The 17,611-nt window shown below is 55.5% G+C and carries 13 protein-coding genes; 9 read left to right on the top strand and 4 right to left on the bottom strand.

All coding sequences use genetic code 11. The annotated features are described in order from the left end of the window. A partial coding sequence (locus IOB61_RS12655) for an MBL fold metallo-hydrolase (RefSeq protein ID WP_290817261.1) occupies positions 1 to 215 on the bottom strand: 215 nt, incomplete at its 3' end. A 41-nt stretch (positions 216 to 256) separates the two neighbouring features. On the opposite strand from IOB61_RS12655, the gene IOB61_RS12650 reads away from it, so the two are divergent. Beyond that, the gene (locus IOB61_RS12650) at positions 257 to 976 is read left to right on the top strand and encodes a class I SAM-dependent methyltransferase (protein ID WP_290817258.1); all 720 of its coding nucleotides are present in this window, start codon (positions 257 to 259) and stop codon (positions 974 to 976) included. A gap of 166 nt (positions 977 to 1,142) precedes the next feature. Beyond that, complete coding sequence (locus IOB61_RS12645) at positions 1,143 to 1,487, top strand: P-II family nitrogen regulator (RefSeq protein ID WP_085338996.1); 345 nt, start codon at positions 1,143 to 1,145, stop codon at positions 1,485 to 1,487. A gap of 57 nt (positions 1,488 to 1,544) precedes the next feature. Here IOB61_RS12645 and IOB61_RS12640 read toward each other — a convergent pair whose 3' ends face one another. Next, positions 1,545 to 1,961 carry a DUF805 domain-containing protein gene (locus IOB61_RS12640; RefSeq protein WP_290817255.1) on the bottom strand — a complete coding sequence of 139 codons (417 nt, stop codon included), beginning with the start codon at positions 1,959 to 1,961 and terminating at the stop codon, positions 1,545 to 1,547. Positions 1,962 to 2,114: 153 nt separating this feature from the next. Here IOB61_RS12640 and IOB61_RS12635 point away from each other — a divergent pair, with 153 nt between their 5' ends. Both IOB61_RS12635 and IOB61_RS12630 read left to right on the top strand, forming a co-directional pair. Beyond that, on the top strand, positions 2,115 to 3,239 hold the full coding sequence (locus IOB61_RS12635; protein WP_290817252.1) for an FtsX-like permease family protein: 1,125 nt from the start codon (positions 2,115 to 2,117) through the stop codon (positions 3,237 to 3,239). Next, on the top strand, positions 3,236 to 3,937 hold the full coding sequence (locus IOB61_RS12630; RefSeq protein ID WP_290817249.1) for an ABC transporter ATP-binding protein: 702 nt from the start codon (positions 3,236 to 3,238) through the stop codon (positions 3,935 to 3,937). Before IOB61_RS12635 ends, IOB61_RS12630 begins: the two co-directional genes overlap by 4 nt. A 157-nt stretch (positions 3,938 to 4,094) precedes the next feature. Here IOB61_RS12630 and uvrA read toward each other — a convergent pair whose 3' ends face one another. Beyond that, complete coding sequence (uvrA, locus tag IOB61_RS12625; RefSeq protein ID WP_290817247.1) at positions 4,095 to 7,013, bottom strand: excinuclease ABC subunit UvrA; 2,919 nt, start codon at positions 7,011 to 7,013, stop codon at positions 4,095 to 4,097. Positions 7,014 to 7,299: 286 nt separating this feature from the next. Between uvrA and ssb the strand changes: the two genes are divergently transcribed. Beyond that, positions 7,300 to 7,818 (top strand): single-stranded DNA-binding protein, encoded by a 519-nt coding sequence (gene ssb, locus IOB61_RS12620; RefSeq protein WP_290817244.1) that lies wholly within the window; start codon positions 7,300 to 7,302, stop codon positions 7,816 to 7,818. Positions 7,819 to 7,844: 26 nt separating this feature from the next. Here the strand turns inward: ssb and IOB61_RS12615 are convergent, their stop codons facing one another. Continuing rightward, on the bottom strand, positions 7,845 to 10,793 hold the full coding sequence (locus tag IOB61_RS12615; RefSeq protein WP_290817242.1) for a PAS domain-containing hybrid sensor histidine kinase/response regulator: 2,949 nt from the start codon (positions 10,791 to 10,793) through the stop codon (positions 7,845 to 7,847). A 245-nt stretch (positions 10,794 to 11,038) separates the two neighbouring features. Between IOB61_RS12615 and IOB61_RS12610 the strand changes: the two genes are divergently transcribed. From IOB61_RS12610 to IOB61_RS12595, 4 genes are all read left to right on the top strand, one after another. Beyond that, a complete protein-coding gene (locus IOB61_RS12610; RefSeq protein WP_290817239.1) occupies positions 11,039 to 11,809 on the top strand; it encodes a hypothetical protein in 771 nt (256 codons plus the stop codon). After that, positions 11,733 to 13,304, top strand: coding sequence for a DNA polymerase Y family protein (locus IOB61_RS12605; RefSeq protein ID WP_290817236.1), 1,572 nt, complete (start codon positions 11,733 to 11,735; stop codon positions 13,302 to 13,304). Before IOB61_RS12610 ends, IOB61_RS12605 begins: the two co-directional genes overlap by 77 nt. A gap of 39 nt (positions 13,305 to 13,343) precedes the next feature. Further along, positions 13,344 to 16,577 carry an error-prone DNA polymerase gene (locus tag IOB61_RS12600; RefSeq protein ID WP_290817233.1) on the top strand — a complete coding sequence of 1,078 codons (3,234 nt, stop codon included), beginning with the start codon at positions 13,344 to 13,346 and terminating at the stop codon, positions 16,575 to 16,577. Positions 16,578 to 16,697: 120 nt separating this feature from the next. After that, complete coding sequence (locus IOB61_RS12595) at positions 16,698 to 17,573, top strand: LuxR family transcriptional regulator (protein ID WP_290817230.1); 876 nt, start codon at positions 16,698 to 16,700, stop codon at positions 17,571 to 17,573. Positions 17,574 to 17,611 lie beyond the last annotated feature (38 nt).

Genomic DNA, 17,611 nt, shown 5'->3' with positions numbered 1-17,611 from the left:
CCCAAAGCTTTTTCGATCGCTTGATTGCCGCCCGCATGATCTGGGTGCCAATGTGTGTTCCAGATCTCGTCGATACGCCAACCCAGCTTACTTGCTTCCGCCAAAATGGCGGTTGCATCGGGTGTGTCGATGCACGCAACTTTGCCAGTGGCCGAATCGCGGACGAGAAAGCCATAATTGTCTGACAGACACGGAAACATATGAATGGTAAGCATGTCTGTCCTTTAAGAGAGAAACTTGGTTTATCCTAGTCCCTATGCGCGTTGATGTCCTTGCCCTGCAAAGCTTTTATGCAAGCCCGTTAGGGCTGACCGCGCAAGCTATGGCCGGACGCCGCATGTTCGATGCTTGGGGCGATTGCAAAGGCCTTGATGTTTTGGGCTTTGGCTATGCGACACCCTTTCTGACCCCGTGGCTGTCGACGGCGCGACGCGTGACGGCTCTTATGCCCGCGACTCAAGGGGTGGAACGCTGGCCATCATGCGGGCCCAATCTTGCCTGCATCGGGGATGAAGATCGCATGCCATTCACCGAAGCGATTTTCGACCGCATCCTATGTGTGCATGCGCTGGAAGAGGCAGAAAACCCGCGTGTCCTCTTGCGTGAGCTTTGGCGTTTGCTTGCTCCGGAAGGGCGCTTGATGATTGCGGTTGCCAATCGCGGTGGTGTCTGGGCCCGGGCTGAATCCACCCCCTTTGGTCAAGGCAGGCCCTATAGCCGCAGTCAGCTCGCAAGCCTTTTGAGCGATTCTATGTTTCAACCCGTTGCTTGGTCGCGCGCGCTTTATGGCCCGCCCTTGTCATGGAAGATGGCAACAGGCGGCGCCGCGGAGACCTGGGAAGGGGTTGGCGAACGGGCGTGGCCCGCGTTGGGCGGCATTATTCTGGTCGAGGCGGTAAAGCGTCTTTATGCTGATAGCCTGCCTGGCCAAGGTCGGCGAGTCCTCTTGGCTCAGCCCGCCGCCGCACGTTTTTAAGGCAAACACCCTGAAAGTCGCTCAAAATTTGAGCGATTGGCCTCCGCCCTGCGGTCAGGCATTGAAAGCGGGTCACAAGTGCGGCTGATTGTCTAATCTAGTACGTGATGGAATAATCAGGGTCTGGTTCCTGAGAACGAACCCGATGCGAAGTGAGGGGAACAGAATGAAGCTTGTCACCGCCATTATCAAACCAAGCCGTCTCGACGCGGTTCTTGATGCTGCGACTGAAGCAGGCATTTCAGGCCTAACGGTCACCGAAGTCCGTGGTTATGGGCGTCAAAAGGGCAAGACCGAAGTTTACCGCGGCGCCGAGTATGAAGTTAAGCTTTTGCCAAAGGTCAAAATTGAAGCCGTTGTGACCGATGACATGGTCGAAAAAGTTGTTGAGGCACTAGCCGGTGCCGCCAATACGGGCAAAATTGGCGATGGCAAAATCTTTGTGGTCGATGTGGAGATGGCTTTGCGCATCCGCACGGGCGAAAAAGACGCGGCCGCCATCGCAGGCTAAATCCAGAAATCTTGTTACAATAGAAGGGGCAGCCAATGTTGCTGCCCTTTTTCATGACTAGAATTGTGTGCGGTCTGCCCAATTCGGACGTGAAAGCCGTTCGCGTGCCGCCTCGCCATGCAGGCTATCGGGTGCACTGGGGCGCGCGTACCAAGAAAACAGAATCAAACTGCCAACAAAGGGCACGAAATTCAAAAGCATCCATATCCCAGATTTTCCAACATCATGCAGGCGACGCACACTGGCTGAGAAGATGGGTAGGAAATGCAAGGCCCCAAACGTCATGGTCATGGTGCCGATCCGGATTTCGGGCGTGCCATCGGTCAAGGCAGACAAGAAAACCGCACTATCAACCGAAATCGCAAGGCAACTCAGCGCCAGCACCATCAATAGAAAGTACCAATAAGCGCGTCGATTCATGCGCCCGGTAAAATCCAGCATATGGCTCAAGGCATGCAGATAATAAGTCACCATTTCGTGATGATAACTTTGTGCCCTTAGCAAAGCTTTGAAAATGTCTGAGCAATTTGAGGGGAGTATCAAGACCACCCATCGCACCCAATTAGGAATCATGGCCTTGTTTTGACCTTGAAGTTGTTTCTAAGTTTCTGAGGTCTGAAAATTGCGATGAATGCGTTGGCGCAACTTCACCTTTCTCACAACTGGCTGAGAGCTTGGTTTGCTATTCTGACACTTATCCTAGCTGGCATTGCGATCTATCTTCAGCTCGGCCTGTCGAACTATTTTCTGTCACGCTATGCGCTCCTTGAACGCCAAGCCACTGCGCCTATTGTGGTTTTGTCAGAGAAGCAAGGTACCGATCAATATATAAAAATATCCGATGAGGCGATTGAGCGCGTCGCTCAAAGCCCCGATGTCGGAGCTTTTGAGCTGATCCGCCAGAAGCGGGTCTATTTGGGAAAAGGTCCGTCTGGTGCGGGCCTTAGGGTCAATGTCATTGACCCTGTGGCACCTGCCTTATCAGCGCCTTTGATCATGCCCGATGAGGCCAAGCTTTTGTTGCAGATACCGAATTCAGTCCTATTGACGGATGAAGATGCACGGGCGACCGGCCTTGGATTGGGTGACGAAGTTGTTCGAGAAAATGCAAGGTTCCGTGTTGTTGGCCTCATGGATGGCAATCTGGGACCAGGGGGGAGCGTGATCTCTCGGAGAACTTTGGAGGTTTTGAACGCTGCAATAGATCGGGATCAAGATACCCCAGTTTATTCCATCTTGGTTGCTCAAAAGGAGGGCAAGTCAGTCGGCCAAGCGATAGCCGGTTTAAACCGGGATCTTAAGTCTGTCGGCGCACAAGCCATGAGCCGGGAGCGACTCACTCAGAAAGTGATTGAAGACTCGCTGAAGGAGCAACGCGACATTCGTGCCTTTGTCTATTTGGCGACTTTTGTTGGTGTGATCGCCCTCTTGATTATCTCACAAGCAATACACGCCATGATGGCAGGCCAGCGCGTTGAATTTGCCACATTGCTTGCCATGGGCGTTCCAAAGTGGCGCGTGGCCTTTCTGGTGTTGGAACAAACAATTTGGATCGGGCTGATCGCCTCAGCCTTCGCGCTTTCCGGTGGCCTTTTAGGACAATTGGCGTTGGAGAAAGTCGATGTCTATATCCTGCTATACCCAGCACAAGTTCCGTGGGTAACAGGTGCGATTATCGCCACATCTTGTTTTGCTGGCTTGATTACTTTGCCCACCATTTTTGGCCTTAAGCCTGTTGAGTTGCTGCGATGACAGAGGCTCCTATCCTTTCCGCACGCGCAATTTCGAAGTCCTTTGGGCGCGGCGCTGGCACCGTGCGCGCTTTGCATGATGTTTCGTTTTCGGTAGCACGAGGCAGCTTTATGCTGCTCAAAGGGGCAAGTGGGTCAGGCAAGTCTTGCTTGCTGGCGGCCTTGTCCGGGCTTCAAAAGCCTGAGAGCGGTGTGGTTATCGCCAAGGGGACGAATGTGTGGGGCAGGGGGAGTCGATCTGCAGAACGTTTTCGTCGCCACGATTGCGGCTATGTTTTTCAAACTCCGGGGCTGTTTCCATCGCTGACGGCTTGGCAGCAAGTGTTCGTTCCCTTGCGACTTTTGGGTGTCCCTGCCAAGGAAGCAAAGGTAAGGGCTTCCCACTATTTGGATTTGGTGGGCCTTCTCGATCGCGCTCAGTCAAAGCCCAGTCAATTGTCTGGTGGGCAAAATCAAAGGGTTGCTATCGCCCGCATGCTGGCAAAGCGGCCAGCCTTCATTTTTTGCGATGAACCTACGTCGGCACTAGATGGTCGCAATGCCATCATGGTTGCAAAATTGCTACGCGACGCCACGGAACATCAGGGTGCGACCATCCTCTGCGCCACCCATGATGATCGTCTGGTGCCTTTTGCCAATCGCGTCATTGAGTTGGAAGAAGGCCGCTTGGTCTCTGATACAGCGGAGGCCAAGCCATGAAGTTATTGCGTTTTTTCGGCACCGTCTGGGGGTGGCTGATGATTGCTTTGGTCGCAGCCTTGTGGGCGCTCGCCATACTGACTGCTCGAGACAATGAACGAACAGACTTCAACTTACGCGTCTGGCAGGGGGTGGACAAAGGTCATACCCCCACCCCCTAAACTTTAGCCCCCGCTTGCGCCTCCTGAGCCATACGTTCGGCTTGGGCGAGGCGGCGTTCTTCGTGTTTGAGCAGGGTCTCTTTCAGATAGCGTCCGGTCCAAGAGCCTGAGACCAAGGCGACTTCTTCGGGTGTGCCTTCGGCCACGATTAAGCCACCGCCATCTCCGCCTTCGGGGCCCAAATCAATCAGCCAATCGGCGGTCTTGATCACGTCCAAATTATGCTCAATCACCAAGACGCTATTGCCCTGATCCACCAATTCTTGCAGTACTTCCAGAAGCTTACGTGTGTCTTCAAAGTGCAGGCCCGTTGTGGGCTCATCGAGAATGTAAAGCGTCCGCCCTGTGGCGCGACGCGACAATTCCTTGGACAATTTCACCCGCTGGGCTTCCCCACCCGATAGCGTGGTTGCTTGTTGGCCGACTTTGACATAGCCGAGGCCGACCCGTACCAAGGTCTCCATCTTGTCGCGAATGGAAGGGACGGCTTGAAAAAAGCCTGCGGCCTCTTCGACGGTCATATCCAAGACTTGTGCGATGGACTTGTTGCGATAGGTGACTTCCAAGGTCTCGCGATTATAGCGCTGGCCATGGCAGACGTCGCAGGTGACATAGACGTCGGGCAGGAAGTGCATTTCGATCTTTTGGACGCCATCGCCTTGGCAGGCTTCACACCGCCCGCCTTTGACATTGAAGCTGAACCGGCCGGGGCCATAGCCGCGGGCTTTTGACTCGGGCAGGGCCGCAAACCAGTCGCGGATTGGGCCAAAGGCGCCGGTATAGGTGGCGGGATTAGACCGCGGCGTGCGACCAATCGGGCTTTGGTCAATATCAATCACCTTGTCGAGGTGATGCAGGCCCTCCAGCGCCTTGTGGGGCCCGGGCACTTCATTGGCGCCATTCAAGCGGCGGGCGAGGGCCTTGTAGAGGGTCTCAAGAATAAGGGTGGATTTGCCACCACCTGACACGCCCGTAACGCAGGTAAAAATGCCCAGCGGAATGTCGACCGAGACGTTTTTGAGATTATTGCCGGTCGCCCCTTCAATGCGCAGAAACTTCTTGGGATTACGACGGCGGCGCTTTGGCGGGATCGGAATGGCTTTCTCGCCGCGCAGATAGGCCCCGGTGAGGCTGCCTTTGGTGGCCTCAATATCGGCTGGTTTGCCTTGGGCGACCACTTGGCCGCCGTGGATCCCAGCAAGTGGACCCATATCCAGAACATGGTCTGCTGTCAGAATGGCTTCCTCATCATGCTCGACCACAATGACACTATTGCCGAGGTCCCTTAGACCTTTGAGCGAGGTTAAAAGGCGGGTATTGTCGCGCTGATGCAGGCCAATGCTGGGCTCGTCCAAGACATAAAGCACGCCAGTTAGGCCCGAGCCGATTTGGCTCGCCAAGCGAATCCGCTGGCTCTCGCCACCCGATAGGGTCGCCGAACCGCGGTGAAGGGTCAGATAATCCAAGCCGACATCAACCAAGAAGCGCAAGCGCTCTTTGATTTCCTTTAAGACCCGGGTGGCAATCTCCAATTCCTTAGGCGTGAGACGGGCTTCCAAGTCGACAAACCAGTCGCGCGCGCCCCGGATCGAGCGGGATGATACCACCGAAATGTCTTCGCCCCCAACACGCACCGCAAGGGCCTCTGGCTTAAGGCGTTTGCCGTCACAGGTCGGGCATTTTTGCGCAGATTGATAACGGCCCAATTCCTCTCGCGACCAAGCTGAATCCGTCTCGCGCCACCGCCGCTCAAGATTGGGGATGACGCCTTCGAATGTTTTCGTGGTTTCATAGCGCCGTGCGCCGTCATCATAGACAAACTTCACCTTCTCCGTGCCCGATCCGTAGAGCACAAGCTTTTGAAAGCTTTCCGGCAATTTGGTCCAAGGGGTTGTCAGCGCGACATTGGCATGCCGGGCAAGGGCTTGTAAGGTTTGGGTATAGAGCGGGGATGCCCCCTTCGCCCATGGGGCGATCACGCCATCATTTAAAGTCTTGCTGCTATCGGGGACCACAAGTTCTGGGTCAAACTTCAACTGTACGCCAAGACCATCGCAGGTCGGGCAGGCCCCAAATGGATTGTTGAAGGAGAAGAGGCGGGGTTCAATTTCTGGAATGGTAAAGCCCGAAACGGGGCAAGCAAATTTGGCGGAAAACAGCATCCGTTTGGCCGCACCCTTATCGTCCTTCTCATCGGCGAATTCAGCCAAGGCGATGCCATCGGCGAGCCGCAAGCAGGTCTCAAAGCCCTCCGCCAGACGCTGTTCGATGCCGGCGCGGACGGCGATACGGTCCACCACCACATCAATGTCGTGCTTTAATTTCTTGTCGAGATCGGGGGCATTTTCCAACTCATAATACTCACCATTGATTTTGGCGCGCACAAAGCCCTGTTTAATCCAGCTTTTGAATTCGGTCTTAAACTCACCCTTGCGGCCTCGTACCACGGGTGCCAGCAAGAAGAGGCGCGTGCCTTCCGGCAGAACAGTGATTTTATCCACCATCTGGCTAACGGTTTGGCTTTCAATCGGCAGGCCGGTCGCGGGGGAATAAGGCACGCCAATGCGCGCCCATAAAAGGCGCATATAGTCGTAAATCTCCGTCACAGTGCCAACGGTAGAACGTGGATTTTTGGATGTTGTCTTCTGCTCAATCGAAATGGCTGGTGACAAGCCTTCGATGGAATCCATGTCTGGCTTTTGCATCAGCTCAAGGAATTGGCGCGCATAGGCTGACAGGCTTTCGACATAGCGCCTTTGGCCTTCGGCATAGATTGTATCAAAGGCGAGCGAGCTTTTACCCGATCCTGATAGGCCCGTGATCACCACCAGTTCTCCACGTGGGATCTCAACCGTGACGTTCTTCAAATTATGTTCGCGCGCGCCGCGCACACGGATAACAGGCGATTCAGACATGTGTGACCTTGATTACGCAAACCCCAGAGCCAGAGACCCCAAAGCTAAAACAATGTCGCCCTGATTAGCGCGTGCGAACCAGCTTGACGAATAGAACATTATGTGAACATCTTACGCTTGTCCACGGCATGCACAGTTTTACATGCTTATCCACAAGGGGAGGCGGTTTGAGTGTCACCCCTCTCTTCTGGTTTGGACATGAGACCTGTAGCGTCAGTTTCAATAGGATACGATGCCAAGATGCGACAGGATGAGTCGCCAACGGCAAAAAGACGGAGTTAGGGCAATGGCGGGCAGCGTGAACAAAGTGATCTTGGTTGGAAATTTGGGGCGTGATCCTGAGATTAAGTCGTTTCCATCTGGGGATCGCATCGCCGAGTTTTCGGTGGCAACCAGCGAGCGCTGGAACGACAAAGCCACGGGCGAGAAGAAAGAAAAGACCGAATGGCACCGTGTGGTCGTGCGTAACGACAATCTGGTGAAAGTCGTCGAGAATTACATTAAAAAGGGCAGCAAGGTCTATGTTGAAGGCCAATTGCAAACCCGCGAGTGGACCGATCAAGCTGGTCAAAAGCGCTATTCAACCGAAGTGGTCATTGGCCGTTTCAAAGGCGAGATCACCATTCTCGACGGTCGTTCTGGTGGTGGCGACATGATTGAAGACCGCTCGGATGGTGGCTTCGGTGGGGGTCGTTCGATGGGCGGCAATGGCGGCGGCTTTGGCGGGGGATCCTCGGCACCGCGGGCCGTTCAAGGCGAGAAGCGCTCGTTTGCCGCAGACCTTGAGGATGATATCCCGTTCTGATCTCCTGAGTTTCAAAGGCGAGGGGGCTAAATTTGCGTCCCCGTCGGAACTAATGCAGCCCGCTCAAAAGCTGCGCAGGCCTCTAAAGTAGCGTCTATGCCTTTTAACAGGGCAGCAGGGGTTACAGGCTTGGCGATGTGGAAGTCGCAACCTGCCCCAAACGACTGGGCAATATGTTCTTTCATGGCGTTGGCACTGACCATCGCGATGGGGGTGCGCGGCAAACCTTTTGTGCGTTCGAGTTCACGGATTTGCTTTGTCGCAGATAGCCCGTCCAAGATCGGCATTTGCATGTCCATCAGCACGAGATCAAAGCGCGCATTCTGCCACATCTCAATGGCTTCCTCGCCATTTTGCGCGATGGTCAAAGAGATATTGTGTGGCTCTAGGATCATGGCAATGACCCGTTGGTTCACTGGATGATCTTCGGCCAGCAAAATTGAAAGGCTGGATGTGCTGGTCCGGACCGCCTCCAAAGCTTCTGCCGGGGCGGTATTGGTCGCCGACGGAGTTGCAACTAGGGAAGCTTTCGCTTGCACCCGTGGCAGGGGCAGAATGACAGAGAAAAGACTGCCAATGCCTGCTTCGGATGTGACGAGGAATTGCCCGCCCATCATGTCTGTCAGGGTCCGGCAGATCGAAAGGCCTAGGCCAGTCCCGCCGAAATTCTTGGTAATCGAGGCATCGGCTTGCTCAAAGCGCGCGAACAGGCGTTGTTTGGTTTGGTCATCAAAGCCAATGCCCGTATCTTTGACGCTGATCATCACGTGGCAAGTGCCATCGATTTGATCTTTCGCGGTAACGCTGATGTCGATTTGGCCGTGCTGGGTGAACTTCACCGCATTGGAGGCCAAGTTCGATACGATTTGCTTCACGCGAATCCCATCGCCCTCGAACAGACCCTCGGTGCCTGGGCCGAATCTGAGATGGAAGTCTAAGCCTTTTTCTTCGGCGCGTATGCCCATCACTTGCGCCGTCGCCTCAATGGTTTTGCGCAGATCGAAGGGCTCGGGCTGCAGGGCAAACTTGCCGGCTTCAATTTTCGACACATCAAGAATGTCAGACAGCAGCAATTCAAGCGTTTCGCCGGATGATTGGATCAAATCAACCATCTCGCGCTGGTTTTGCGTCAGATCCGTCCGCGACAGAGCGCCAACCACGCCGATGACGCCATTTAGAGGCGTTCGAATTTCGTGGCTCATATTGGCCAAAAAGCTGCTTTTGGCGCGATTGGCCGCTTCGGCTTGCTCGCGCGCGGCCAATAGCTCGGCTTCGGTTGCCAAGCGCTCGGTCACATCCCGCGCGGTTGCATAGATGAGGTCATCGACAACTCGGGCCCGCCATTCGACACTCCGCACTGCCCCATTGGGATGCACATAGCGGGCAATGAAGTCTATCAACTCGCCCGTTTCCACAAGTTGCCGCATGGCAAGTGCGGTATGTTCCCGATCGTCTGGGTGGATAAAATCCGTCGACGAGCGGCCGAGCAGTTCGTGTTCGGGCCGCCCAAGTACTTTTTCAGCCGACTTACTGAGGCGGATCATTCGGCCCTTGCTGTCGGCGATGCACAAAAGTTCGGAGGACACGTCAAAGAAGGTTGCTGAATGACCAAGGGCTTCTTTGAGTTCTATTTCGGTGCGTTTACGCTCTGTGATGTCGTAGAGCATGCTCACAAAGCGCGGCCCACTCGTCTGGGTTGCGGGCAAAGGCACAACAGTCGCATCGACCCAGAAATGAGACCCATCTTTGGCGCGATTACACACTTCACCCCGCCAGGAATGTCCAGAATTGATCGTATCGCGCATTTCCTGGAAATAGGATGGGTCATGTATGCCTGATTGGACAGCCTTATAGCTCTGCCCGATCAACTCTTCGCGGCTATAGCCACTGATTTCGCAATAACGGTCATTGACGAACTCAATGCGGCCAAATTGGTCAGCAACCGAGATGATGGAATGCTCGTCCAGCGCAGATTGATAGGCGTTGAGATTGGCCAAAGCATCGTCAGCGCGCCGCTGGGCCTCGACCAAGTCGGTGACGTCTGTTTCAATGGCTTGAAAGCCTTCGAGTTGCTTTTTGTCGTCAAAAAGGGGTTGGATGTCGAGATTGATCCAATAGTTTTTACCGGATTTGTTTCGGTTCAAAAGGGTGGCACTGGCTGCTTCGCCGCGATTGAGGGCACCAACTAATTGAGCGACCTGTTCTGGGTCAGCCTCTGGAGAGAGGGTCAGTTCGCTAGGCTTTTTGCCAAGCACTTCTGCGCGGCTATAGCCGGTAAGAGCCAGATAAGCGTCATTTGCCCAAATGATTTCTCGCTTTGGATTGGTGCGCACCACGGGGTTGCGCGCCAACTCTGCAAAGCGTGCGAATTCCCGGTAGCGGATTTGTTCTTTTTGGACGATCTCGCGGTCTTGGCGCCAAAGCTCAAAAATCAAAATGAAAGCTATGCCAACCAGAATGATGGTGACCAGAAGTCCGGTTTGAATGCGCAATTTTGCGGACTGAATATCGGCAGAGCCGGAGTCGAGGGCTTTTTTGATTTCGCGAATATAGGTGCTTTTCAGGTCTGCATAATTCTTTGACGACAGGATCTTGAGGGCCTCATCTCTTTTGCCGTCCGCCACCAGCGCTAAAGACAGGCGTTCAAGATCGATCAATTTGGTATTGGCCAGTTCAACTTCACCAAGGTTTTCTTTTACCCCCGAGGGTCCGATGGACATGGCTTTGACAATGGCTGCCTCAAGATGGGGGGTATTTTCTTCGTAGCGCTTGGCCCATTTGGGATCGGCAGTGGTGGCATGCATCAAGGCAGACATGGTCAAGACTTCGTCGAGACGATTGATCTCCCCCGTGGCTTCGGTGAACAAGATCTGGCGCGTATTGATTTCGCGATAGGAGGCAAATTGCCATGCCGAAGCCGCTGCGAGGAGCAGAATAGCAAACGTCACAGTCACTAGCCTGGGGATCGATTTCATACGGCCATCCTAAATCTTACGGGAGAGGATAGACCACATGGTGTTTCTGTTGAGTTAAATTGCTCTTTTTTGGGTGATTATCTTGGTTTTTTGAGCTTAGGCAGATGGACCCATTTTTTTCTTTCATACGTCATTACCGGACGTGCCTCGGGGCGGGTACGAAATTTCCGACTCGACTCGCCGCTGTCTTCGTGATTAGAACAAATCAAGAACATTGAGAGCAGAAAGGTATGTGAGTTCCCGCCATGAGACCGGATTTGACCGCTTTGCGTACCCAGATACGGGCTATTGAAACAGAGGGCCGTCCGGCCTTGAGCTGTTTGCCAACAGGTGCAGATGGGTTGGACCTGGCCTTGGGTGGTGGATTGGCTTTGGGCGGTGTGACCGAAGTGGTTCCGGCTGCTTTCATGGATGAACCTGCAAGCCTGCACTTTGCTTTTGCCTGCTTGGCCAGGGCATTGCAGCAGCGTTCTGGCGATCTGGTGGTGATTGAAGATGCCAGTCGCGGGCCTGGATGGGGGCCTGCTTGGGGGCAATTCTATGGGCCAGGTTTGCAAAAGCTTGGGATATGTCCATCGCGTATTTTGTTGGTCGGTGCCCCCGATGTGAAGGGCTTTCACGCCTGTGTGGAGGATGCGGCCCGCACCTTTGGCTTGGCCGCTATTCTGGCTGTCTCGGGGCCTAAGGCTGGCTTTAGTCTTGCCGGCGCGCGGCGGGTCCAACTGGCAGCAGAGCAGGCCCATAGTTTGGTTTTGGCGGTCCAAGGGCTGCGCACTTCTGCTTTTGCGCCAGCGCGTGCGCGACTGGTTATCGCCTCTCGCCCATGCCGACCTGTACCTCTGGGCACGGCTTTGCCGGGGCTTGGCCCCCCGGCTTGGAGACTTTACCTTGAGCGCGCCCGCAATGGCGCGCGTCCACAATCCTTTGACTTGGAGTATGATGATGCGACGCATAGCCTGTATCAGCCTGCCACGCTGGCCAACCGATCGCCTCAGCCGCACCGCCTCTCCGCTTAAAGGCGAGGGGATAAATTTCTCGCGCACTAAGCCGTGTGCCACGGTTGCGCGCAGTGCGGGCGGCATCCGTCTGATTGCCCTCAATCGTGCCGCGCAAGAGGTAGGCTTATCCTCAGGCATGATGCTGGCTGGGGCTAAGGCCTTGGTGCCAGACATTTGTGTTGCCGACAGCGATCCTGTGGGGGAGGGCGATGATCTGCTCGCTTTGGCGCGTTGGGCCATGCGATGGAGCCCATATTGTGCGCCAGTCAAAGGGCTTGAGGGCACGCATGCGCTTTTCCTCGACATTACGGGCTGCGCCCATTTGTTTGGCGGGGAAGCTGCCATGTTGGCTGATATGGTCATCAAAATGCAGGCGCTGGGCTTAACAGCGCGGGCAGCTTGCGCGGCGACACCGGGGGCAGCCTTTGCTCTCGCGCGCTTTGCGCCAGAGGCGCGCCATGGCTTGAGTGCGCCAGACGGGGCGGCTTTGCGCGCCTTGGTTGGGGCTTTGCCGGTTGAGGCTTTGCGCCTGCCAAGCACCATCATTACGGGCTTGCGGGCTTTAGGGTTGAAGACCATTGGCCAAGTCGCCACCCAATCCTCTGCCGCTTTGGCCAGGCGATTTGGCATTGATCTGGTGCGCGCTTTAGACCGAGCCCGTGGGCTTGAGGAAGAAGCCATTGATCCGGTTGCTGAGATTGTGCCGCGGCGTATCCGTTTGCGCTTGGCCGAACCCTTGATGACCCGCCAAGGCTTAGAGCTGGCAGGGTCGAAGGCTGCGGGAGAGATATGCACGCTTTTGGACTCCTATAATGAAGGCGCACGCCGTTTGGTTCTCAATCTCTATCGTGTGGATGGGGTCGTCTTACAGCTCGTTGGCGGGTCTGGGCGCGCCCATCGCGACGCGGTTTTGTGGGCCAAGGTCTTATGCGAACGGATTGAGGCAGAAGCCAATGGCGCGGGGCTTGATTTGGGATTTGGGATTGATCTGATTGAAGTTTGTGCCCCTGTGGTTGAAGTGTTGGAAGGCCAAGTCATGGACTTGGACCCCGTGGCTGCGGCGGCTTTAGCCAGTGCCGATGCGCTGCATCGTTTGGCTGACCGCTTATCGGCCCGCCTCGGTGCGGGGCGGGTGACGCGGATGGAGGCGGTGGCCCATTGGGTGCCTGAACAGGCCGTCCGCCCTGTAGCTTTTGCCGATCGACGGCCGCAGGCGAGCCGCTTCCCCGAAGCTTTGGCGGCACGCCGCCCCGCTTTGCTGTTGGAACGAGCTGAACCGATTGATGCCATCGCCGAAGTGCCAGACGGCCCGCCCCGCCTGTTTCGTTGGCGCGCTTTGGCCTTCAAAGTCGCCTGTGCTGAGGGGCCAGAACGTATTGCCTGTGGTGAGGCCCATGACCGCGACTATTACCGCATCGAGACCAGTGAGGGCCGCCGCTTCTGGCTTTATCGCCAAGGCCTGCCCGGCAAAGTCGATCACCCCAAATGGTATGTGCATGGGAGTGCGGCATGAGGCTCCTTTGCTTGCCGCTTATCAAACTCAGGTGCGGCTATGCGCATCTTTGAGCCTTTGGCGACAACCAGTTTCTCCTTTCTGAAAGGCGCCAGCCAGCCTGATGAGATGGTGTGGGCAGCCCATGGTCTTGGTCTGCAAGGTTTAGGCGTTGCCGATATCAATACGGTCGCAGGCGTGGTGCGTGCCCATGTGGCTGCCAAGGAAGCTGGCATTCGGCTGATTGTTGGGGCGCGCTTGGTGGAGCCCGATGGCTTTGAGACAGCCATTTATCCCAAGGACCGGGCGGCTTGGGGCCGCTTGACCCGATGCTTGACGCGCGGCAATCGCCGTTCTCGCAAGGGCAGTTGCACTCTGGAAAAGGCCGACCTGCTGGAGGCCATGGATGGGGCTTGCGCCATCCTTGTGCCCCCCGCCATCCTCACCCAAGCTTGGCTCGATAAAGCCAAAACCCATTTGGCTGATGCCCCCCAAACCACAGATCTTTATGTCGCCGCAACCCGGCCTTTTGACGGGACAGATTTTCAGCGTCTGGCCCAATTGGTTGAACTGGTTCAAGGCACAGGTGCCCACCTGATTGCCACGATGGATGCGCTGTTCCACCATCCAGAGCGCAGGCTGTTAGCCGATGTTCTAGCCTGTATCCGCACCAAGACGACATTGGAGGCTGCGGGCTATTTGCGCTTACAAAATAGCGAAAAATGCCTGAAACCACCTGAAGAAATCATCCGCCTCTTTAAAGGGTTTGAAGCGTGTCTTCAGGCACACAAGAAACTTTTTGATGCGATCACTTTCTCCCTAGATCAACTGGCATATGAATATCCTGATGAAATTGTAGCACCGGGGGAAACCCCGATGGATAGTTTAATTCGCTTAAGTGAATTGGGCGCACAAGATCGCTATCCAGATGGGGTGCCAGAACGGGTGCGGGCGGCCTTGGATCATGAATATGCTTTGATCGCAGAATTGAGCTACGCCCCTTATTTTCTAACTGTTTATGACATTGTCGCCTTTGCGCGCAGCCGGGGCATTGTGTGCCAAGGTCGGGGGTCGGCGGCTAATTCGGTTGTCTGCTATTGTTTAGGGATAACGGCGGTAGATCCCATCCGTGTCGACCTTTTGTTTGAGCGCTTCATCTCCGCCGAGCGGCGTGAACCGCCCGATATTGATGTGGACTTTGAGCATGAGCGCCGCGAAGAGGTCATCCAATATATTTATGACAAATTCGGCCGCCATCGGGCTGGCATTGCTGGGGTGGTGATCTCCTATCGTGGCCGCTCTGCCTTGCGCGAAGTTGGCAAAGTCATGGGCTTGAGCGGGGATACACAAGAGGCCTTGGCTAAGTCGGTTTGGGGGTGGGGGCGCGGTGGGGTTGACCCTGCCCTTATTCAGAAGATGACGGGTCTGGATATCACGACCCCCGTGATCGCCCAGACCCTGACGCTTGCCCGCACGCTGCATGGCTTTCCCCGTCATTTGTCTCAGCATGTCGGTGGCTTTGTCATCACGCGTGGCCCGCTTGATGAAGTGGTGCCGATTGGCAATGCGGCCATGCCCGACCGCACGTTTGTGGAGTGGGACAAGGATGATCTGGATGCTTTGGGTATTTTGAAGATTGATGTGCTGGCTTTGGGCATGTTGACCTGTGTGGCCCGCGCCTTTGAGTTTTTAGAGCGGGATTATGGTGTGCGGTTGGGGCTTGCCGATATTCCCGCTGAAGACCCTGCCGTCTATGATATGATTTGTGCCGCCGATACGGTCGGTGTGTTCCAGATTGAAAGCCGGGCGCAAATGTCGATGCTGCCGCGGCTGCGCCCCCGCACGTTTTATGACTTGGTGATCGAAGTCGCCATTGTGCGACCGGGGCCTATTCAAGGCGATATGGTCCACCCCTATTTGCGCCGTCGCCAAGGCCAAGAAAAGGTCACGTTTCCCTCGAAGGCGCTCGAAGACGTGCTCGGCAAAACCCTCGGGGTGCCGCTGTTTCAAGAACAAGCCATGCGTATCGCCATTGTTGCGGCTGGCTTTACACCCTCTGAGGCCGACCGTTTGCGCCGCGCCATGGCCACTTTTCGCAAAGTCGGTATCATTCATGAGTTTGGCAAACGTCTGGTCGATGGCATGGTGGCCAATGGCTATGAGCAAGATTTTGCTGAGCGCTGTTTCCGCCAGATTGAGGGCTTTGGCGAATATGGCTTCCCTGAAAGCCATGCTGCCAGTTTCGCTTTGATTGTTTATGTGTCGGCTTGGTTGAAGAAGCATTGGCCGGAGGTCTTTCTGGCCGCCATTCTCAACGCCCAACCCATGGGCTTTTACGCCTCAGCCCAATTGGTGCGCGATGCCAAGGAACATGGGGTAGAGGTGCTGCCGCCGGATGTGGGTTTTTCAGATTGGGATAATGTGTTGGAGGCCCGTCCGGGTCGACAGCGCAAGGCTGTACGTCTGGGCTTGCGGGAGATTAAGGGCTTCAAGGAGGCCGATGCCGCCCGCTTGGTGGCGGCGCGTGCTGGGGGCGGGCCATTCCTGGATGCGGAAGATTTAAAGCGGCGCGCGCGCCTGAATGGCCGGGCGATGGATTTGCTGTCCGATGGGGATGCGATGGGCAGTTTGCACTTGGACCGTCGCCAAGCGCTTTGGCGTGCGAAAGGACTCGCTGAACATGTCTTGCCCTTGTTTGAGCATGCCAGCGAATATGGCCCAGAAGTCGACCCTGCTTTGCCAGACATGCCGTTGAGCGAACAGGTCGTGCATGATTACGCCCGTCTGCGCCTTAGCCTTAAAGCCCATCCGGTGTCCTTCTTCCGGACGGAATTGGCAGAAAAGCGCTTTATGACGTCCCAAGCCCTCAAGACTGCCCCCAATGGGGCGCGGGTTGATATTGCGGGGCTTGTTTTGGTGCGCCAAAAGCCTGGCACAGCCAAGGGCGTTTTATTTGTGACGCTTGAAGATGAAGAGGGTTCGGCCAATGTGATTGTTTGGCCGAAGATTTTTGAGCGCTTCCGGCGGGAAACTTTGGCCGCAAAATTTATGGGTATCCGAGGCAGGCTCCAGCGAGAGCATGGCGTCATCCATGTGATTGCCGACCGGGTTACCAATTTGAACCCCCGTTTGGCCGAATTATCTGACGGTACGCGCGACTTTGTCCAAGCCCTTGCCCGCGCCGATGAACACCAAAGCCCACGCGAAGACCCAAAGCTAACCCAAGCCACCAATCGTGCGTTGGCCCAACAGCGGGCGACACGCGCCTTTGCCAATAGCCGCGATTTTCACTGAGAGCGGTCCCATGCAACGGAGGAAACACACAGCACCCCCCTATCGCCACCTAAAAACTCTATTTAAAATTGATAAATCTTACAAATGCACCAGAAGAGTGCAGCACAAACGGAGACGGCGATGACTCAGATTCAACGCCTAACTGCCGCGGTTTTACTTGAGTTGCGTGCCGCAAGGCGTGAAGGCGACCTCCATCATATTCTGACCACTTATGCCAAGGCTTGCGGCTTTGGCTGGTATCAATTGGCCCCGGGGCCACATAATCCGATGCTTGATCCAACAAGCCTTTTAAACTTCGGCAATTTTGATCCCACGTGGCGACGCCAATATGCGACCGAGCCCAGTTGCCGGTTTGATCCTGCCCGCAATCAAGCCATCCAACGGGCAGGCTCTGTCCAGTGGCAACGCGCCTTTACCTCCGCCCGCAGCCCAGAACAGCGTGACTTTGTCCGCGCCTGTCGCGAACAGGGCTTCCGGGACGGCATCACCACGCCCGTCCATGGCCCTCAGGGCTGTGTGGCCATCATGATGTTTGCAGCCCCACGGCTCATCAAACTTGACCCCGATGATGAGGAAGCCTTGAGCCATATTGCGATGGCATTTTACCAGCGCGTGCGCCGCTTGACCGCCGCTGCTTTGTTTCAACCTGCAGAGCCTGCCCATTTGACCAGCCGAGAAATCGAATGCTTGCATTGGGTTTTAGAAGGCAAGACCAATTGGGAGATCGGGGTTTTGACCGGCGTGACGGCGCGCACCGTTCAGTTCCACTTGGGCAATGCCTCGCGCAAATTGGGTGTCGTCAATCGGGTCCAAGCGGCCGTACGGGCATTATTGCGCGGTGATTTATCTGTGCATCATTTGAACCAAGCCCGCCTAGAAGCCAAACCCGAAGACCCTTATGCCCGCCGTTATCCAAAGCCCGGGCCGCATTCACGCCAAAGTAAGACTTCACAGGCATCTTCTTCCCCAACTATTGTCACGTCGTTTCGTGCATGAGAGGTTTTTGCATTGCCCCCTATTTTGGCTCTCATGAT

The sequence above is a fragment of the Aquidulcibacter sp. genome (genome assembly GCF_020253525.1).
GTDB lineage: Bacteria > Pseudomonadota > Alphaproteobacteria > Caulobacterales > Aquidulcibacteraceae > Aquidulcibacter.
This window is presented reverse-complemented; position numbering and strand designations above follow the sequence as displayed.